The organism is Natrialba chahannaoensis JCM 10990 (assembly GCF_000337135.1).
Lineage (GTDB): Archaea > Halobacteriota > Halobacteria > Halobacteriales > Natrialbaceae > Natrialba > Natrialba chahannaoensis.
The window spans coordinates 58,338-77,241 of sequence record NZ_AOIN01000098.1 but is presented as its reverse complement, the minus strand read 5'-3'; the positions used below and the strand labels follow the sequence as shown (position 1 = coordinate 77,241).

21 protein-coding genes and 1 tRNA gene are annotated in these 18,904 nt (G+C 61.9%); 13 read left to right on the top strand and 9 right to left on the bottom strand.

What is annotated here, in order from left to right; genetic code table 11:
- Positions 1-369 precede the first annotated feature (369 nt).
- The gene (locus tag C482_RS18805; protein ID WP_006169396.1) at positions 370-1,455 is read left to right on the top strand and encodes a hypothetical protein; all 1,086 of its coding nucleotides are present in this window, start codon (positions 370-372) and stop codon (positions 1,453-1,455) included.
- Between the two features lie 114 nt (positions 1,456-1,569).
- On the opposite strand, the gene infB is transcribed toward C482_RS18805, so the two are convergent.
- Positions 1,570-3,393 (bottom strand): translation initiation factor IF-2, encoded by a 1,824-nt coding sequence (infB, locus tag C482_RS18800; RefSeq protein ID WP_006169395.1) that lies wholly within the window; start codon positions 3,391-3,393, stop codon positions 1,570-1,572.
- Positions 3,394-3,565: 172 nt separating this feature from the next.
- On the opposite strand from infB, the gene C482_RS18795 reads away from it, so the two are divergent.
- Positions 3,566-3,811 carry a PRC-barrel domain-containing protein gene (locus tag C482_RS18795; RefSeq protein ID WP_004215029.1) on the top strand — a complete coding sequence of 82 codons (246 nt, stop codon included), beginning with the start codon at positions 3,566-3,568 and terminating at the stop codon, positions 3,809-3,811.
- 4 nt (positions 3,812-3,815) lie between these two features.
- A complete protein-coding gene (locus C482_RS18790; RefSeq protein ID WP_006169394.1) occupies positions 3,816-4,274 on the top strand; it encodes an NOB1 family endonuclease in 459 nt (152 codons plus the stop codon).
- Positions 4,275-4,498: 224 nt separating this feature from the next.
- On the opposite strand, the gene C482_RS18785 is transcribed toward C482_RS18790, so the two are convergent.
- Together C482_RS18785 and C482_RS18780 are read right to left on the bottom strand one after the other, a co-directional pair.
- Positions 4,499-5,617 (bottom strand): CPBP family intramembrane glutamic endopeptidase, encoded by a 1,119-nt coding sequence (locus C482_RS18785; RefSeq protein ID WP_006169393.1) that lies wholly within the window; start codon positions 5,615-5,617, stop codon positions 4,499-4,501.
- A 92-nt stretch (positions 5,618-5,709) separates the two neighbouring features.
- Positions 5,710-7,017, bottom strand: a complete 1,308-nt coding sequence (locus tag C482_RS18780) for a hypothetical protein (protein ID WP_006169392.1) — start codon at positions 7,015-7,017, stop codon at positions 5,710-5,712.
- A 146-nt stretch (positions 7,018-7,163) separates the two neighbouring features.
- Here C482_RS18780 and C482_RS18775 point away from each other — a divergent pair, with 146 nt between their 5' ends.
- Positions 7,164-7,676 carry a DUF5812 family protein gene (locus C482_RS18775; RefSeq protein WP_006169391.1) on the top strand — a complete coding sequence of 171 codons (513 nt, stop codon included), beginning with the start codon at positions 7,164-7,166 and terminating at the stop codon, positions 7,674-7,676.
- 22 nt (positions 7,677-7,698) lie between these two features.
- Here C482_RS18775 and C482_RS18770 read toward each other — a convergent pair whose 3' ends face one another.
- Entirely contained in the window at positions 7,699-8,064 is a 366-nt protein-coding gene (locus C482_RS18770; RefSeq protein ID WP_006169390.1) for a hypothetical protein, read from the bottom strand.
- A 117-nt stretch (positions 8,065-8,181) separates the two neighbouring features.
- Between C482_RS18770 and secF the strand changes: the two genes are divergently transcribed.
- Together secF and C482_RS18760 are read left to right on the top strand one after the other, a co-directional pair.
- Positions 8,182-9,078 (top strand): protein translocase subunit SecF, encoded by an 897-nt coding sequence (secF, locus tag C482_RS18765; RefSeq protein ID WP_006169389.1) that lies wholly within the window; start codon positions 8,182-8,184, stop codon positions 9,076-9,078.
- On the top strand, positions 9,075-10,724 hold the full coding sequence (locus C482_RS18760; protein WP_006169388.1) for a preprotein translocase subunit SecD: 1,650 nt from the start codon (positions 9,075-9,077) through the stop codon (positions 10,722-10,724). The genes secF and C482_RS18760 overlap by 4 nt, the downstream gene beginning before the upstream one ends.
- Before the next feature lie 71 nt (positions 10,725-10,795).
- Here C482_RS18760 and C482_RS18755 read toward each other — a convergent pair whose 3' ends face one another.
- The 3 genes from C482_RS18755 to rnhB all read right to left on the bottom strand — a co-directional run bounded on the left by C482_RS18755 (position 10,796) and on the right by rnhB (position 12,748).
- A complete protein-coding gene (locus C482_RS18755) occupies positions 10,796-10,975 on the bottom strand; it encodes a hypothetical protein (protein WP_049896986.1) in 180 nt (59 codons plus the stop codon).
- A gap of 33 nt (positions 10,976-11,008) precedes the next feature.
- Positions 11,009-12,019, bottom strand: a complete 1,011-nt coding sequence (locus tag C482_RS18750) for a sodium:calcium antiporter (RefSeq protein ID WP_006169387.1) — start codon at positions 12,017-12,019, stop codon at positions 11,009-11,011.
- 63 nt (positions 12,020-12,082) lie between these two features.
- Positions 12,083-12,748 carry a ribonuclease HII gene (gene rnhB, locus C482_RS18745; protein ID WP_006169386.1) on the bottom strand — a complete coding sequence of 222 codons (666 nt, stop codon included), beginning with the start codon at positions 12,746-12,748 and terminating at the stop codon, positions 12,083-12,085.
- Between the two features lie 169 nt (positions 12,749-12,917).
- Between rnhB and C482_RS18740 the strand changes: the two genes are divergently transcribed.
- Positions 12,918-13,097, top strand: a complete 180-nt coding sequence (locus C482_RS18740; RefSeq protein WP_006169385.1) for a hypothetical protein — start codon at positions 12,918-12,920, stop codon at positions 13,095-13,097.
- 53 nt (positions 13,098-13,150) lie between these two features.
- Here the strand turns inward: C482_RS18740 and C482_RS18735 are convergent, their stop codons facing one another.
- A complete protein-coding gene (locus C482_RS18735) occupies positions 13,151-14,506 on the bottom strand; it encodes a tRNA pseudouridine(54/55) synthase Pus10 (protein WP_006169384.1) in 1,356 nt (451 codons plus the stop codon).
- A 177-nt stretch (positions 14,507-14,683) separates the two neighbouring features.
- On the opposite strand from C482_RS18735, the gene C482_RS18730 reads away from it, so the two are divergent.
- From C482_RS18730 to C482_RS18720, 3 genes are all read left to right on the top strand, one after another.
- The gene (locus C482_RS18730) at positions 14,684-15,784 is read left to right on the top strand and encodes a S1C family serine protease (RefSeq protein WP_006169383.1); all 1,101 of its coding nucleotides are present in this window, start codon (positions 14,684-14,686) and stop codon (positions 15,782-15,784) included.
- Between the two features lie 450 nt (positions 15,785-16,234).
- Positions 16,235-16,618: a DUF7511 domain-containing protein gene (locus tag C482_RS18725; RefSeq protein ID WP_006169382.1), complete on the top strand. Its 384-nt coding sequence runs from the start codon at positions 16,235-16,237 to the stop codon at positions 16,616-16,618.
- A gap of 3 nt (positions 16,619-16,621) precedes the next feature.
- Positions 16,622-16,813, top strand: coding sequence for a hypothetical protein (locus C482_RS18720; RefSeq protein ID WP_006169381.1), 192 nt, complete (start codon positions 16,622-16,624; stop codon positions 16,811-16,813).
- Between the two features lie 195 nt (positions 16,814-17,008).
- Here the strand turns inward: C482_RS18720 and C482_RS18715 are convergent, their stop codons facing one another.
- Positions 17,009-17,206 (bottom strand): HVO_A0556 family zinc finger protein, encoded by a 198-nt coding sequence (locus tag C482_RS18715; RefSeq protein ID WP_006169380.1) that lies wholly within the window; start codon positions 17,204-17,206, stop codon positions 17,009-17,011.
- Between the two features lie 166 nt (positions 17,207-17,372).
- Here C482_RS18715 and C482_RS18710 point away from each other — a divergent pair, with 166 nt between their 5' ends.
- The 3 genes from C482_RS18710 to C482_RS18700 all read left to right on the top strand — a co-directional run bounded on the left by C482_RS18710 (position 17,373) and on the right by C482_RS18700 (position 18,850).
- The gene (locus C482_RS18710; RefSeq protein ID WP_006169379.1) at positions 17,373-17,930 is read left to right on the top strand and encodes a metal-dependent hydrolase; all 558 of its coding nucleotides are present in this window, start codon (positions 17,373-17,375) and stop codon (positions 17,928-17,930) included.
- Positions 17,931-18,044: 114 nt separating this feature from the next.
- Positions 18,045-18,647, top strand: a complete 603-nt coding sequence (gene trmY / locus C482_RS18705; RefSeq protein WP_006169378.1) for a tRNA (pseudouridine(54)-N(1))-methyltransferase TrmY — start codon at positions 18,045-18,047, stop codon at positions 18,645-18,647.
- A gap of 130 nt (positions 18,648-18,777) precedes the next feature.
- Positions 18,778-18,850: transfer RNA gene (locus C482_RS18700), tRNA-Pro, on the top strand.
- Positions 18,851-18,904: the final 54 nt, after the last annotated feature.

Genomic DNA, 18,904 nt, shown 5'->3' with positions numbered 1-18,904 from the left:
CGTTCGCACCTCGAAAACAAGTCCGCTCGTAGACCTTAAATATCCCAACGCGGTCGGGAATCCTCGCGCTTCAGCGCGGGGAGGACGTCAACGACCATGTCCGTGAGTTGTGGTTCATACTGTCGGACAGACCTATTCGAAGGTCGGTCGCAGAACTGTGGCGTTCCCTCTCGGTGAACGCCACGAATTCGCGCCTGACTGCTCACTGACTTCTATCCGACAGTATCACCACCGATCCTATTCTCGCCGAATTGGACTCACTCGTGTTTGTCCTGCCGGAGGTAAACGGGCTCTCAGCAGCGTGTGTGCACGTTCAGGCCCGAATGGTCTCGTATGCTTCCCGTGCAATTATATCGTCAGCCGCAGTATATGTCTGGTGTGGCTGTCTCCGCCCCCCCTGTCACGTCCGACAACAAGTCGCTCGATCTCAGTTTCAAGGCCGGCTTCGGATTCTACCTCGGTATCATCGTCGCTGGCGTCATCGCACTCGGTTCCGTCGCAGCAGGCGCTGGAACGGCAACGATCCTCGCCACGACACCGAGCACCGTCGTCGCCGCCTTGCTTCTCTCGCTCGTCTTTGGCGATCGCCTTGGCAACCTTCCCGAACGACTCGGTGGCAGTCGTCGTCGCCGTCTCGTCTGGTATCTGCCCAGCCTCGGGTTCGGTGCCAGTACAATCGGGCCCGCCATGGGTGTCCTCCAGTCCACCGGCCGGTTCACGCTCACGGCGGGGCTCTTTACAGTGCTCAGCGGAGCCGTCACGCTGGGCGTTTCCCAGATGGCCCGCAATCGGCACATCGACGCAGTGACGCCGGACGAACCGGTCGTATCGTGGCAGTGGCGCAGACCGTCGTTCGGCAGCGGGCTCCGGGGAGCGATTTTGCTCGGATTCACGACCTTGACGGTCGTCTTCGGCCTCGGCTCGCTGCTCGTTGGCGATGGGTCGAGCGCCTGGGTTCTCATCTACGCGCTCATCCCGGCGTTCATGTGGCTGAGTGACCGGTATGACTGGAGATGGGACGTCTGGGAGGAGCCGAGTGCGGATAGCCAGTGGGGAACGACCACCCTCGAAGCGTACAGGGACGGCCTGCTCGTCGACAACTTCGAGCGGCGACTCGTTTCCTGGGACCGCATTGGTGAGATTCGGCTCACTGAAGACGAGTTGATCATCGAACGCGACCGGTGGTTCGACGTCCGCTGTGAGCGCTCGGTGATCGACGATCCGGAGTCGCTGCGTGCAACGCTTGTCCGCCTTCGAGATGGAGAGAGTCGGGACGCATACGATCAGTGGAGCGACCACGACTCCGACGTGGCGTCCGACCACGAGCGCGGATTCGAATCCAGATCAGAACCCGAACGAGAGACCGACCGCAAATCCGAAACTGAATCCCACTCCGAAACTGAACGCACAGAAAACCGATCAGGTGCTGCTGATCCAGAACTCGATCCGAATTAATTGACCGAGTCAGTCGAGGTAGTCAACTCGCCCCAGACGCGTGTCTCTAGTTGCTACCATCACCCCGAAAAAGAATCAGTACAATCTTCTATCAGTAACCGCGAGCCAGCGCCGCTACTTGCCCCAGAACGGATCTCTGCTACGCTGCTTGTCCAGATACATGTTCAGCGCCTCGAGTTCGTCACCAGGGATCTCGCTCGCCAGTTCCTGTTCTAAGATCTTCGCGTGCTTTTCCGGAATTTCAATCCAGAGCTCGTCGTCTTCCTCGATCTGGCGGCCGACGGTCGGCCCGTCGATCGCGACCGAGACGCGGTTGCCCGCGCGCGCTTCGTCCACGTCTTCGCCCTGTTCCTGAATCCCTTTGACCTGGCCGACGCGGTCGGGTTCGTTCCCCTCGAACTTGACCACGTTCGCGTTGTTCTGAACGGTCCCAGAGTTGACTTCGACGCCGACCACGGCAGGGTCGTTCTGTCGGAAGGTATGATCCGGGAGGATGTGGAACCGGGCTGGTCGCACGATGTTCTCGAGTATCGTGTCCTGTTGGGCGCGCTCGAGTTCATCAACGTACTCCTCGTACTCCTCGATGAGCTGGTAGATGACCTCGTCGGTGAACACCGTCACGTCCTCGGTCTCTGCGCGCTGTTCGGCGTCGGCGAGCGTCTCGACGTTGAAGCCGAGGATTGCACGCTGTTTTGGCTCCTCTGCAGTCGATGCGACCGAGATGTCCCGTGGTGCGACATCGCCGACTTCGGCGCGGACAATTGGGACTTCCGCTTCGCCCAGCGCGTCGGCCATCGCCTCCAGACTGCCGAGGGTGTCTGCTTTGACGACGACACCCTGCTCTTCGGTGTCGACGGCGATATCGGCGAGTTCGGCCTCGACTTCCTCGACGACCTCGTCCAGTTCGCGGTTACGGACAACGCGAACTGGCGCGCCGGCCATTGCGTCTGCGAGTTCGGGTGCGGCGACCTTGATACCGGAGGCGGCCGAGATTTCGTCGACCTTTTCGAACCGGCTCTCGGTTCGGATCTCTGCGAGCGGACGAGGCTGGAGCAGCGCGCGCACGTCGGTGACGATCGGTTTGTTCATTCCACCGACGACGATCTGGTCGTCGGCTTTGATCGTGCCGTCGTAGAGGACGATGTCGATCGTGGTCCCAAAGCCTTTCTCCTCCTTGACTTCGAGGACGGTGCCGACGCCGGGGCCCTGTACGTCGATCTCCATCTCCTCTTTCATATAGCGCTGGGAGAGCCCCATCATGACGGCGAGCAGGTCGGGGACGCCTTCGCCCGTCATTGCCGAGACGGGGACGACGCCGACGTTGCGCTGGAAGTTCTGCACGCGCCAGTAGAGGTCGGCGGAGAAGTCCTCGTCAGAGAGGTTCCCGATAATCTCGTAGAGACTCTCGTCGAGTCGAGAGCTGACGCGGTCTGACTGGGCCTCGTAGGTCGCATTGATCGGCGAGTCTTCGTTCGGGTTCCAGCCGGGAACCGTGTCGATCTTGTTCGCCGCGACGATGAACGGCGTCTGGGAACGCTTGAGAATATCGAGTGCCTCGAGCGTCTGGGGCTGGAAGCCGTCGTTGACGTCGACGACGAGAATCGCGATATCTGCCAGTGCACCGCCCCGGGAGCGAAGCGTGGTAAAGGAGTGGTGTCCTGGCGTGTCAATAAAGAGCAACCCAGGCAGGTCGAAGTCGTCCGGGTTGACGAGGTCACCCGCGATAGAGGAGACGACATCGAGCGGGACGGCCGTCGCCCCGATGTGCTGGGTAATTGCGCCTGCTTCACCCTCGATGACCGCGGAGCCGCGGATCTTGTCGAGGAGACTTGTCTTGCCGTGATCGACGTGCCCGAGGACAGCGACGATCGGCGTTCTGAGAGATGTGGGATCGTGCGATCCCGCGCCCGTGTCCGTGTCCGTATCGGTATCCGACATGATGAACCACCAGAGAAGGTCTTGTCTAGAGGTCTGCCGGGCAGTAGTTAAACCCATCGTCACGCTCTGGAAGCCGATTCATCCCGATCAGTCGCAAAATACGACCGGTTATCGGATACCACCCCTTTCTGAGCCCGAGGTTTTTAATACCGATTAGTAAATACGAGTATGCATGAGTGAGATACTCGCTGAAAATCTCTCGGGCAAGTCCGTTATGGGATCGGACGGCACCGAGCTGGGCCTGCTGTACAACATCACAATGGACCTCAAGTCGGGGCAACTCCACGACCTTGTTATCGAACCCGACGACGAACTGCCAGAGCGGGCCGTCGACTTCAACGTCGACGACGCCGGCCGGTTTCTCGTCTCCGTCAGCCGCGTTCAAGCGGTGAAAGACTACATCGTCGTTCAGCGCTAAGGGCATGTACGTTCTCGACTCCTCGGCTTTTATCCACGACTTCCACACGACAGAACAGACTGCAACCATCCCCCTCGTCCGCGACGAACTCGAGGACGAGAGCGCCTATCGCTACGACGCGATGGAGGGATCGGGAATGCACATTCACATTCCCAACGACGATACGACCGAAAAGGTCCGCCGGGCAGCAAAAGAGTCCGGTGATCTCGGCGTGCTCTCCGATACGGACATCAGGCTCGTCGCCGCGAGTTTCGAACTCGACGCCACGCTCGTCACCGACGACTACGCGATGCAAAACGTCGCAGAGAAGCTCAACGTCGCCGTCGAAGTGATCGCCCGCGAGGGCATCGACGAACAGCGCCACTGGCACTACCAGTGTCAGGGCTGTGGCCGCGAGTTCGACGAGGAAAAGGAGCGCTGTCCGATCTGTGGCTCCGGGCTCGCGCGCAAGAATCCGTCGTAGTATCGTCGTCTCATCGGTTAGTGACACGACGGTTTCTCACCATCCCGCTAGCCCGTCGTCCCGCACCTCGTTTGCCCGTCGAGTGGCAACTTCGTGGGGTACTCGAGTACTGGCGATGACTCATTATCACTCCGCTTCTTGCGGCTGCTTGTCGCCGCTCTTCGCTGTTGAGCGATGGTACCGAACGAAACCGCGTAGAAGTGACGTGCCCGCCTGCTGGCGGCTCAGCCGTAGACCAGATAGAGGTTCGCGAAGAGAATCGCGTTGTACACACCGTGGACGACCGACGGCACGAGTAGGTTGTCGGTTCGCTCGTAGAGCGTGCCGAGCACGAGCGAGAGGCCAAAGATGACACCGAGACTTGCGATGACCGCGCCCGGGCCAGCGGTCGCGTAAGCGAGAACGTGGACGCCGGCGAAGATGACGCTCCCGGCGACGATCGCACCGACGCGAGAGAAGGTGTCGTACAGTGCCTTCTGGATGACGTTCCGGTACAGCAACTCCTCGAACGGCCCGATCACGAGCAGCGACGCCGGAATCAACACGAGCAGAATTTCGGGATTCTCCGCCGCCTGTTCGGTTGTCCCGTGCTCTGCACTCTCGACGCCGGCCGTCTGAAAGACCAGTGAAATAGTCATCAGCGCACCGAAGAGGACGACGAGTCCGCCCACCGTCCAGATCACGTCCCGCTTCGACGGGACGCGCAGGTCGAGGAACTCGAGTCCCCGGTCGGTGGCGGAGAGGTAGATGCCGGCGATGATTGCAGTTCCAAGCGCCATGCCGAGCTGGGCGATGACGAGGAAGCCGGTGGTCGAGAGGTCGCCGGCGACCTCCATCACTGGAAGTGCGAGAAAGAGGCCGGCGAGTTCGGCGGCGAAGAGCCCGGTAACCCCGAGGAGGGTTAGTACGACCATCTGAGAACTTCGGTCCTTGAGCCCTGAAACGCTTATTCTGAGGGCGTCAGCGACGCCGACGCCGACTGTGAGGCTGGCAATGAGGAAGCCGGCCATGAGGAGTGAGATTGACGTCGAGAGCCCAGGTAACTCGGTCGAGGCGGTGAGCCCCTGGTTCAGTGCGTAGGCAGTACAGAGGAGGACGCCACCGCTGGCGGCGGTTGCTATGCCAGCGGCGATCCGATGTCGTCCACTCCCGTAGCGACTCGCGAGGAAGGCACCGACAGCGACGACGGCGAAGACGGCTGCCGCGATGACTGCGGGTTCGGTGATCCCTCGGCTGGCGGGGACAAGTACAGTGGCCGCCATCACCGCCGAGAGGCCGGTTCCGATGCCCGGGACGGCGTCGGTCGCGGCCGACCCGGATTCGGTCCATGCAGTTTCGGTCATATTCGTTGGTTCGTGTGAGTACTCATATGGGCACCGCATCCGGAACCCGACGTATGGACGTTGGCACGACGCAAAGGCGAGACCCGCGCTCTTCAGCGCTCGACGCGCAGTTCGGTTTTCTCGGCAACTGCCTCGGCCTCTTCGAACGTACCGCCGCCGAGCAGCCCGCGCGTCGCCTTCTTTGCCCATTCGACCGCCGGCTGCTCGAACGTATTCACACCGTAGAGTTCGCCTGCGAGCACGCATGCGGCCTCCATTCCGTACAACAGACCGCCGAGTTCGAACTCGTCGACGCGTTCGATTTCGACGCGGACGTTGGGTCGACCTGCTGCGGCGAGGCTCGCCTCCGTCGCCTCGAACTCGGCGTCGAGTAACTCACCGAGCGTCGCATCACCGAGGTACGCAAGGTCGTCGACGTCGGTTTCCGGAATTTCCAGGTCCGCTCCATCCTCGACCGAGACGAAGGTAACGAGCTTGTCCCGAGGCCCCGCTCGGTAGAGCTGGAGTTGTGAGTGCTGGTCCGTCGCTCCGAGCGCACGCACTGGCGTCTGGCCCAGATCATCCTTCCCCAGACTCTCCGCCCAGAGCTGGGCGAACCACTCGGCGTACGTCTCGAGTGCCTCCGCGTAGGGCATCATCGCGTTGATGCCGGCACCGCGCGTGTCGAGTGCGTAGGCCATTGCACCGTAGGCGTAGGCGGGGCACTCGAACAGCGAGCCGGTCAGCGTCTCGGCCTCTGCAGTCGCGCCCTCAAGAAGGGCATCCAGATCGTGACCGCAGACGGCGGCAGCGACCATGCCGACCGCCGAGAGCGCAGAGAACCGTCCCGGAACGCCGTCAGGGACTTTGAGGGATGGCAGGTCATGGCGGTCTGCGAGTTCGCGGAGCGGCCCCGACTCGCCGGTCGTGACGATGGTTCGTTCGGTCCAGTCGACGCTAGCGGCTTCGAAGGCGTCGCGAACGATGAGGAAGTTTGCGAGCGTCTCCGCAGTCGTCCCAGAGCGCGAGACGACGTTTACAACGGTCGTCTCGAGGTCGAGTCGTGCAAGTTCACTCGTGAGCCACTCGGGATCGACGTTGTCGAGATAGATCGCCTCTGGGTCGTCCTCCCCGTTCAGTGCGTCGGTGATCGTCGCCGCCCCGAGCGCGCTGCCGCCGATACCGACGGTGACGATAGCGCTTGTCTCGGGCCCAGCAACGCGGTCGGCGGCGAGCCGAATTTCGTCGGTATCCGTCCGCTCCGGCAGATTGAGCGCTTCGTAGCCGTGCTCGCCGGCGTCCATGCCAGCCTCGATGCGCTCGTGTGCGACCGCCACCTGGTCATCGAGGGACTCGAGTGCATCCCGAGAGATGCCCGGTGAGGCGACGCTGGCGAGTGCGTTTCCGATGTCGACGTTCATGCCCGAGAGGGCAACCGCCGGGTGTAAAGGCGTTCCGTCATCGGGTCGGTTTCGTGGGGTACTGTGGTGAATCGGTTGTGGTCAAGGACTCGGTCCGACGGTCGGAAGCCGAAACCCCGAAAATGGTCTCGCGCGTACGGTCGTCTATGACTGAGACTGAAACCGGGTCCGAGAACGAGAAAACTGGGACCTTCGTTGTCACGCACGCCGAGGACGAGTCAGCGGTCGTTCGCGATGTGGATACCGCACAGATACACACCCTCGGCTCGAATCCCGGCCTCGACGCGAACGACGTACTCGAGGCGACCGTCGCGCCGGAGCCGCCACTCGAAGTCACCTGGCAGGTGATCGAGGTGGCCGAGCGCCGGCGTGTCGAACTCGTCGACAGTGATCTCTCACCGACCCAGCACGAAGCCGAGCTGGCGGCCGACGCCGAGACTGGCGACCTGATTCAGGAAGAGCGCGCGGGGACGGGCGAGATCCACGTTTTCCGCGTTCCGGCCGAGGAAGTCGAGGCCGCAGCACAGGACGTACTCGAGGACGAGGAGACGATCGCGCGTGCGGCGCGACTCAATGCAGTTCGAGTGGAGGTCCGCCGGACGACGGGGCTCGACGCGATCGACGATGGCGTGCTGAGTGTGCGGTATCTTCCGGATTGAGTGGAGTGATTGGCCTGCGAGATCAGGCCTGGTTCGGCCCACCTTTGCTCTGGACGCGCCAGCTTCCCTGAATGCCACAGGCCTCGCGAACCGTGTAGCTGATTTCGGTGTGCTCGCCGATTTCTGTGCCGCCCTCGACCCGTTCGACACGGAGCGGCACGTCCAGCGAGTTCCCACAGCAACCGACGCCGACGAATTCCTCCCATTCGTCCCCTTTGCGGGCGTGGTCGCGGGTTTTCCGGAGGAACGCACGGAACGACGACTTTTCGACCTGGAACCGACCCCAATCTGAGAGATCCTCTGGATAGGAGATGACGACGCGTGTCGCAGGGTCGCGTCCGGTTCGATCGCGACTGTCGGAACGGTCCGTCTCTGTGTGTGTCGTCATAGACGCTGATACGGTCTCGAGGTGCTTGAGCGTGCTGTGGTTTCAGGTGATCGTTCTTCGAAACCGACAGTGGAAATTGAGAAGGCTTACTTCAATCGCTTGCTAGTAGTCCGATATATGGGGTATTTCGACGTACCGGATATATCGTACACCCGGTACACGAACCGCCAACTTGCGGCGGTGCCACTCGCAGTCCTTGCCGTCGCGTTGCTCATTCTGAGCGGTTCGTTTCTCGTGACCGGCACGCCGGTCCCGCTCGGGATGGACTTCGCAGGCGGTGCAGAGCTGACGGTCCAGACGACGTCTTCGCAGGCGGAAATCGAGGAGGCGTTTAGCGTCGAACCGGACTCTGTGCAGGGAATTCAGGCACCTGGCGTTGAGAACCAGTACACCGTTCAATTCGCTGGTATCGAGGACCAGGACGCGATTCAGGAGTTGAGTAGTCAAGCCGAGACGGAACTCACACAGGACGGCGATAACGAAATCGTCCAGCAGGAGTCGACGGCATCGCCAAGTTTCGCAGCACAGACTCAGCAGACCGCGCTGCTTGGCCTTGGCGTCGCATTCGCCGGCATGAGCGTGCTCGCGTTCTTGCTCTTCCGAACGTTCGTGCCGTCGATTGCGATCGTTGCCTCGGCGTTCTCGGACCTCATGATCCCGCTCGCATTCATGTCGATTGCGGACATTCCGCTCTCGCTCGGGACGGTTGCCGCTCTCCTGATGCTGATCGGATACTCTGTGGACTCGGACATCCTGTTGAACACCCACATCCTCAGGCGCGGCGGTGACTTCTACGAGAGCACCCACCGTGCGACGCGGACGGGTGTCACGATGACCGTCACGTCGATGGCTGCGATGCTCGTCATGGGGATCGCTGCCTCGCTGTTCGGTGTTGAACTGCTCGCGTCGATCGGGATCATCCTCTTTGTCGGCCTCGCAGCAGACCTTATGAACACGTACCTGCTAAACCTCAGTCTCCTTCGGTGGTACAAGTTCCACGGGGTGCGATCATGAGCGCAAGTCCGGTCGGATTCGTCAAGGAATACTGGCGGATCCTCCTGCTCGTCAGTTTCATTGCCTTTGCGCTCGTTGCGCTGTTCATCCCCGGCGGCATTATGGCAGACGACTCCCTCGCCGGTGACCTCGAGGAAGACGAGGAGAACCAGACCGTTGATGAAGGGATGTCGAATATCGAGTACGGCATCGGACTCGACGGCGGCACACGCGTGAGTGCTCCTCCGACGGGGATGATGATCGACACCATCGACCTCGAACCGGAACAACACTCCGAGTTAGAGTCCTCGCTGTACACCGAACTCGATCTCGAGACGGCCGATGCGACGGTTCGCTATCACGAGAGTGACGACCGCTACACGGCCGAGGTATTCACCGACGACGTCAACGCAGCCGACTTCGCAGCCGTGGTCGCGGAGTACGACTCCGAAGTGAGCGAAGGTGATGTCGAGAACGGCGTCACGCAGGAAACCCGGGACCAGATGATGCGGACGATCGAGTTGCGCGTCAACGAGGCGGGTCTCTCCGGCGGACAGGTATACCAGGAAGCCACCGTCGAGGGAAGTTACTACATCGTGACCGAGGTTCCCGGCATGAGTCCGGAGGAACTGCGCGAACTGCTCGCCGACCGCGGTGACGTGCAGGTCGTCGCCTACTACCCAGACGAGGACGGTAACCAGACCAACCAGACCGTCCTGCACGGCGAGGACGACTTCAGCAGGATCGGTGTCGCCTCCTACAACGACGAGCACGGCTACAACTACGTCCCTGTCAACGTCGATAACACGGAGGATGCTGACGGGAACAGCGCGGCCACCGAGTATCAGGCCGCGATGAACGAGTACGGCTTCACCTCAGAAGGGGTGCAGCAGTGTGGCATTCAAGACCTCGTGGCCGGCGAGTTCAACTTCGATCACGACCAGCCACAGTGGTGTCTCCTTACGGTCGTCGACGGTGAGGTCGTCGACGCGCACAGTATGGGTGACAATCTCGGAAACAGTATGGCATCCGGTGAGTGGGCGAACGATCCGACGTTTGATATGATCACGCCTACCCAGCAGGACGCCCACCAGCTCGCTGTCAATCTGGAATCCGGCGCACTGACCGCGCCGCTCGACTTCGACCGCCAGCAGACGTTCAGCGTCGAGCCGGCGCTCGCAGACCAGTTCAAAATCTACTCACTGCTGATCGGGATTCTCTCAGTGCTGACCGTCAGCGGCATGGTCTTCCTGCGCTACCGGAACCCGCGCGTCGCCGCGCCGATGGTCCTCACCGCGATGTCCGAGGTACTCATCCTGCTCGGCTTCGCCGCGCTGATCCGGATGCCACTCGACCTCTCGCACGTCGCCGGATTCATCGCGGTCGTCGGGACGGGGGTGGACGACCTCGTCATCATCGCCGACGAGGTGATGGACGACGGCGAGGTGAGTTCCCAGCGGGTCTTCGAGTCGCGCTTCCGCAAGGCGTTCTGGGTCATCGGGGCCGCCGCCGCGACGACGATCATCGCGATGTCGCCACTCGCCGTGATGAGTCTTGGCGACCTCCGTGGCTTCGCGATCATCACGATCCTTGGTGTCCTGATCGGTGTGCTCGTCACCCGACCCGCATACGGGAACATCCTGCAGCGGCTCCTGACGGACAAATAACAGGGGTCATACACCCAAACGGTTCAATCTCGATTCTCGCTTCCTGATTGATACACGCGTTCTCGAACGTCTCACTCGTCACGACAAGGCGGACACCAGTTGACGGTTTCACCGTCACCATGTGCCTGCACGAAATCGATCGAGACGGGATTATCACACTGCGTACAGACCGGCATCGTACCCTGACAGACCACTGCAACCAGCAAGAGCGGCCAGCCTGACGCTGCAACCTCCTTCGCGTTTCGTTTCATCCGGATCGCAGCTCCCCGGTGACTCGCCTCACCTCACGTCGGCACCACGTTCACCACCCCGATGCTCTCGAGTACCAGCCAGCTCACGAACAGACCGTAGAAGCCGAGCAGGAGCCAGGCCTCTCGCTCGGAGAGTAGCATACCGGTCCGGGAAATTGCGAAGAAGACCACGGTTGCGAGCACGAGAAACGCCATCATCGGGACGATGTGTGCGAACGTGACCGCGAGCGCGCCGGCAAGGAGGACGCCAATCGGAACTGCCACCAGCAGGTCGAAGATGTTGCTTCCGAGCACGTTCGCCAAGCTGACCGAGGCGCGACCCGAGCGTGCGGCGACGATGCTGACGAACGCGTCGGGAACGCTCGAACCAGCCGCAACGACGGTCATCCCCCAGAGGAACGCCGGAGTTCCGAAGGCATCGCCGAGTCCGATCGCCGCACGAACGAGTCCTTCGACGCCGACGATGATGACCACCAGGCCAAGGCCGAACCAGCGCCACGCTCTGGCCCGGTCGACACTCGCGTCGGGTTGTTGCTCATCTTCCGTCGCGTCCAGATACTGCGTGAAGACGTACAGCGCGTACAGCGAAAGCGGGAACAGCGCCAGCGCGCGAGTGACCTCGCCTTGCAGTCCTGTACCTTCGAGTGGGTAGTAGATCACGGCGAGCGAGAACGTCAGCAGCAGGACCGCGACGGCGAGCATGTAGAACAGCGACTCCTTGTAGACGAGGTCGCGGTTGGTCGGCATCTCTTTGGGACCGGCAAGCGCGGCGAGACCAGGGATGACGAGCAGGTTGAACACCGCTGAGCCGACGATTGCCCCGACACCAAGTTCGAACTCGCCGTGGACGAGCGTCGCGAGAATGACACTCATCAATTCGGGCATACTCGAGCCGGCGGCGGCGATGATCGCGCCCTGTACGATGGGTGGGACGCCGTAGCCGACCGCGAGCTGGTCGGTAGACGACTCGAGCCAGATACTGCCCTGCCAGACGACGGCCGTGGCGACGACGGCAAGTCCAAGCAAGGTGAGAACGCCGAACACGGCCTATTCATCCCACGGACAGGCGTATAAAAGCGAGCGCGCGTTGTCGGTTCCAACGGCCAGTTAGAACTGCCCGAGTCCCGTCTGCTCAGCCGCTGCAAGCACGTCCTCACAGGTCGACCACGACTCGCGGGCACAGGAGGGCAACTTGCCATGTGCGTCGACGTATGACTCGAGGAACGCGCGCGTGTTCGGATCACTCGGATAGCCGCTGCCCACCGGGCCGCAGTCGGGGAACGCGGCCGAAACCGACTCGACGTGTGCATCCCGCTCTACCTTCGCAATAATACTCGCCGCGCCGACGATGGGCGAGTCGTCGTCCGCTCCGTGCTCGGCGGTGATGGTGCACTCGAGTCCACACTGATCTGCGACTCGGCGTGCGAACCGATCGGCATCGGTGTCGCAGGCGTCACAGTGCCCAGTGATGGGCGTCTCGAGCCCGGCATCGCAAGCGACGGCTTCAATCGCTTCCGCGTGCGCCAGCACGCTGAGTGAGTTCATGTCAGTCTCGGGGTCGTCGATCTGGGCAATCGTGATTTCGGCGACGCCGACACCGATCCGGTCGTCTTCGCGTAGTGTGGTGGCGAGTTCGTCGCGACGAGCGGGTGTGAGCTGTTTCGAGTCCGTGATGCCGTCGGGCAGCACTGTCTCGCGCTCGACGTGAACGGCTGCGGCGAACATCGATCCCAGTGCGGGTCCCTTTCCCGCTTCGTCGACGCCGATTGGCATAGGCTGTGGATCTGTGCCTGACTGCTAAACGGTTGCGTTCTCGTGCTCTCTTGTATGTTCTTTTGCGTGCTCGTTTGGACGGGGACAGTACCGGGCGCGAGACGTCCAGTCCCGAACACGAGACGTGTCGTCGAGGGGACTTTTGTTCCTGGAGTCGAAAACCCGACACATGTTGCGAGCCGCCGTCACGTGGCTACGCGAGCGCTTCGCCGTCGAGGACGCCGACGAGCGCATCGAGGGCTCCGGCGAAGCGATCACCTCGCCCCAGCACCGTCGGTCAGCGGGGGCGGAGGCCGAACTGGATCGACTCGAGGAACTCGGTGACGATAGCCGCGGGAAGAATCCGTAACGACACAGTCGGGCGGGACGGCTTCAATAGGTAGTCTCGCAGTTAGCAGCGACTCAGGCGTCAGACCGCGGCTCGTCCCGGAAGTACGCCTCAACTTCGAACGGCTCGCTTTCCCCTTCGACACCCGTTACGTCGAGCGCCGTCACGACCGCATCCGTCTCGAGTAGCCCCGCCAGACTCGGCACCGTTCGTCCCTCGTCACTGCTGATGAGTTCCTTGATGTAGAGGCCACCTTCGCCGTGAATCCGGACCTCAGCCTGCGTCGGCTCGCGGAGTTCTCCCTCGGCATCGTACACCGTTCGCTCGCGGGTGAGCGCCGCCCGTCGGTGGTCGACGCGCTGGGGCGTGTCCTGTTCGACCGTCGTCCCGCGGAGTTCCTCCAGTGCCGCCTCGAACTCGTCCTCCTCGACCGAGTCGCCGAATTCGACATCCGCGCGGTAGTGCTTGCTCGCGTCGTGTTCCTTGATGCGCTCGACCATGTCGTAGCTCGCGAGGCGCAGTCCCTCGACTTCGACCGCGCCCTCGGCGGCTTCGTTGATCTCGGACTCGAGTGTGGCTACGTCCGGCGTGCGCTCGCGCGGCCGTTTCACTTCGAGGACGAACGGGCGTCCCTCCTCGAGCATCCGGGCGTCGACGTCCTCGCGGCCCGCGCCGTGGAAGGTGCCCTCGTCGCCATCCATCGCGTCGACGACGTGCGGGCGAACGACCTGCTCGACGCTGGTGTCGTACATGTACCCAGAGCCGTCACAGTAATCGCAGGCCTCCTCGCCGTCGTCGCCGAGCTGAACGCCGCTGCCGCCACACTCCCGGCAGGGCCACTCCGTCTGCGGGATGTCCCGCTCGAGCTTGCGGTACCGGCCGTAGACGAACGCCGGATTGATCTGTACGTCTACCGCGTGGCTCGTGACCGAGTTAGACTCGAGTGCCTCGAACGAATCGAAGCCGTCGAGGTCGATGACGGCGAGTACGTCGGGGCGGTCGAAGTCGACTTCCGCACCGCTTTTCGCGCCGACGCGGCGGCCGACCTCGCGGTTCATCTCGCGTTTGAGCGATTCGCCGATTTCGGGGTCGAGTCCGGCGTCCTCCCGGAGCAGGCGGTCGTTCTCCTCGACCAGCGGGGAGACCTGCGTGCCGACCTGGTAGGTCTCGAAGTGAACATCACCGAGAGCGTCGACGATGGTGTCGGCAATGGCGTCGAAGGTGCCGCAGTACCCCTCACAGACCCAGCACGTCTCGGGGTCGTCGGGCTCGTAGTCCGTATCGTCTGCCAGCGCGATGGTCGTCCGGAGTGCACGGCCGCGTTCGGCGTTTGTCAGTCCGAAACTCCGGTCGGCGAAGGGCCGACCGAGACAGGAGTTACAGAGTGGACCCGTCGCGAGCAGCGCACGGGCGTCCTCGAGCGTCGTCATGCCCATTCGTCGGGGGGCCGCGGGTAACACGTTTTCCCTTCGGTGATTAGCGGCCGTTGATCCCTCGCCGGCAAACCGATCGATGGTTGCTGATCCAAGCGTAACGACAATCCGACCCGTCGGCTCGCGGCGACAGTCCTCGGTACTACAAAATAGGTCGAGTCCTATCCATGTGGTATGGACGATTCCCGACTGGACCGACGACAGTTTCTGGCGGCAGCGGGGGCCGGGATCGCTGGCGTCGTCGCCGGGTGTACTGAGCCCGATACCGCGAGTTCGATTGAGGGGAGTTCGTCACACGAGATTGACCGCGACAACCGCTCGGATGGGTCGACGTACACCGACATCTACGAGTCGGTCATCGACTCCGTCACCCAGGTTCGCGTCTTCGGTGTCGAGAGCCCACTTTCGGAATCTGAGGGACGTGGGCAGGGCTCCGGCTTTCTCATCGACGACAGCCACGTCGTTACGAACGACCATGTCGTCGCTGGGGGACAGGAGGTCGATCTCCAGTACATCAACGGCGACTGGACGACGACCCGTGTCCTCGGGACCGATCTCTACAGTGACCTGGCCGTCCTCGAGGTGGACCACGTTCCTGACAATGCGACTCCGCTCACGCTCTCTGAACAGCGTCCCGTCGCCGGCCAAGAGGTCCTCGCAATCGGAAATCCCTACGGTCTGGAGGGCTCGATGTCCCAGGGAATCGTTAGCGGTGTCGATCGGACGGTCAACGCACCGGGGCGTGAGTTCTCGTTCCCGAACGTCGTTCAGACCGATGCTGGGGTCAACCCGGGTAACAGCGGTGGCCCGCTCGTCGACATGAACGGTAACGTCGTCGGCGTCGTCAACGCCGCCGGCGGCGACAACATTGGGTTCGCCATTTCCGCGGCCCTGACCCAGCGCGTCGCGCCCACACTCATCGAAGACGGCGAGTACGACCACTCGTTCATGGGGATTACGCTCATGACCGTCGACCGCTTCGTCGCCGAAGAGAACGACCTACCAGAGGCGACCGGCGTCATCATCGACGAGGTCCGTCCGCGCCAGCCTGCACACGGTACGCTTCAGGGATCACACACGCGGACACGACGTGGCGGCGAACCGATCCCCGTCGGCGGCGACGTCATCCTCGAGATGGACGGCGAACCGATTCCCGACCGCCACGCGCTCTCGACGCACCTCGCACTCGAAACCAACCCCGGCGACACCCTCGAACTCACGCTCTGGCGCGATCGGGAAGAGACGACCGAGTCGATAGTGCTCGGCGCACGATAGGTAATCACCACGGGGATCGGGAATTTCGGCTCTGACTACTTTTTGTTCTACTCACGACGAACCGACGATGGTTCTGCGTTCACGATCGTTTTCTCAGTGTCCTGTGGTGAATCAGCAACGAGATCAGTGCCGACGCTGCTCGAAAGCGTGTGAACGAACCAAACCCGGTACTGACTCTGGCTTGTCGAGGGACTTTTGGTATGATTCGCTGGTTCAATCGGCTGTTGTCTCTCGTCACTTACCCTGCTATGCCCCGCCTAGCGCGGTTCGTCGTCACCATAACGGATTCGTACAGATCAACCGCTGTTTCGTTCTTTTTCGCGGTATTGAATCGTCCGAACCGGGGAAAAGTGGCTGTCAGGGTTTCGTTTGCGGTGTTTAGAGTCCCGATAACAATAGGTGGTAGCCGCCTCCACACCGTTGGCGCGAACACTCGCCGCCTGCATTCCCATGACAGACGACGCTGACAGTTGGTCGTTCGATACCGAGTTCGGTGAGGCACAGTCGACCGAGAGCGAGCACGAAACCGAGGTCGAAAGCGAGCGCTCGTCAGCCGAAGCGACAGCGCCTGCCGGAGAGACAGCACGTACAGAAGCTGCAGAGTCCACGGACCTCACGGACCCCACGGGCGACACAGAATCTACAGCCCAATCCACACACCCCGATCGAGACGGCCCCTCCCCCACGATCGAACTCGACCACGTCACGATCGAGAACGGATCACAGGCGAACGAGTGCGCAATATTCCCCGCAGACGCACCCGAAGAAGAGCTCATGACAAACTGGATCGCGGCGATCGAAGGTTCATTCGTCGCCCTCGACTCGATGCGCTAGCCAATGCACCCCGGGAGCACCGTCACGATGATCAGTTTCTGGCTCGGCACACTCTTGCCGCTCGTCTACTTCCCGGTCTTCCTCACCGGCATCGACTCGATGAGCCGATTTTCACTCTTTCTGGCCCTCATTGCCGTCAACATTCTCGCCCTCATCATCGGACACAACTACCAAAACTCGCCTATACGGGAATAACGACACCACTAGATCCCCATACCGACACCACCAGATCCCCATACCGACATCACTTGATCATCCCGACACCGGATCACACCGCTCGATGTCACTCACCAGCTACTCGTGACCGTTGACTGCTTTTGGAACCATCGCAACTCGAGTTAGCCACGAAAAAGTACGGACGAGCCAACGGCTGCTTCCCGCCGCGAACTGTCACGACGACCAGATCTGCGCCTGGGGCGTCCCACAGCTATCACAGACGGCTGCCAGATTGTCCTTGTACTGCTGGGACTCGAGTTGGCCGGTTGCACAGGCGGGACAGGGACGTCCCTCGAGTAGCGAGAGCAGTTGTGGGTTGGCCTGGCCTTGGCCCTGGCCCGCATCGTGCTGTCCGGATTCTGATTTCGCCATACAAAGACGCAACTCCCGAGATACTGGAAACGGTTGGCCCTGTTTATGCAATGTCTGCCCACCGCTGGCCGGAGGTTTTTGGGTGGCATATAGGTGGCCCGGCGGGACGAACGGTCAGTTTCGGTGACTACTATATGCTGGGCCGAGAAGCCATGGCCGAACCTGAATGTGGCCCTGGGGACACCTCGCCGTCGCGTACCTGCTCTACACTGCGTACACACACTACCGGTTCGACCGCCCGCCGCGGGTTCTCCCACTCGTCGCACTTGCAATTGGATCACAGTTACCTGATTTGATAGACAAGCCGCTCGCCTGGTCGGCCGAGGTTCTTCCTGGGGGCCGAACGCTCGGTCACTCGCTGCTATTTGCGGCGCTTTTGATTCCAGCGGTCCTGCTCGTTGCTGACCGACTCGAACGACGAGATGTTGGTATTGCGCTCCTCATCGGGCACGTATCACATCTCGTTGCAGACCTGCCACCGTCGGTGCTTACGGGTGACCTCTCGGGCTCCGAGTTCCTCCTCTGGCCGCTGGTCGAACAGCCACCCGAGGATCCGGTCGATGGCCTTTTCGACGCCATCCTCAACTATTACGCGCTCGGGCCCTACGAGTGGTTCCAGTTTGGCCTGTTCGCCGTCGCCATCATCGTCTGGTACCGCGACGGCGCACCCGGGCTAGCGGTTGTCCGCACGTCGGTCCGTCGTCGCGTTGGGAGCGATTCCTGACTCGACACTCACTGCCGCTACTCGCGACTGGTGGCTGACACCCACAACCAGACCGACTGCAACCACCACTGACAAACCGTGGCTGCTATCTCGCTCCCAGCCATCCACACCATCATGCGCCAGTTCGTCTTCATCGCTCACGACGTTCCACTCGATGCTGACTTCTCGCTCGACGATCTCGCCGGTGGTGCCGGTCGACTCGACGCTCTCTGCCGGTCGATCACCGCCTCCTTCGTCACCTCTCACGGCATCCGTGAGGATGTCCGTGTCCACGTCGTCGTGCAGGATACCATCACGATCACCTTCGACGGCTCCGACCTCCGTCGGCTCAATCCCGACGAGCGAAGCACCGCTGCCCTCGTTCGCAGCGCCCTCGAACACCGCGAGGAAGCGATCGGTGCGCTCCCTGCCGAACCCAACCCCGGTATCGAGGTCTACCGCCGTGGCTTCGAGGCGACACTCGAGACAGTCGACGCTGGCGGCACCATCGTCCAACTCCACGAAGATGGGACACCGGTCACCGACTGTGAGCCGGGTGTACTCGAGTCCGGCGTGTTTGTCCTCTCGGATCACCACGATTTCACGGATGCAGAGGAAGCGGTGCTCGAAGAGCGGGTCGATCAGCGGCTTCGGCTCGGGCCGACGCTGTTGCACGCGGATCAGGCGGTGACAGTCGTCCACCACTATCTGGACACAGCGGGCTACGAGGAGTGTTGAGTTTTGAGCTCTGGGTCGAAATAGAGATGTCGTCGTAGCGGGGCTGTGTGTGCCCTATGCGAGCGATACCCGTTTATCTAGAGTCGGTTTTCGGAAGCGTTAAACAATCTGCTGTGCTCATTTCGCCTGCGGGCCGGTGGGGTAGCTTGGTATCCTTCGGCCTTCGGGTGGCCGTAACCGCAGTTCGAATCTGCGCCGGCCCACTGGATAGAAATCCCTTTTCCCGCATCTCCTGACAGTTAGCGGCCGCTTTGGGG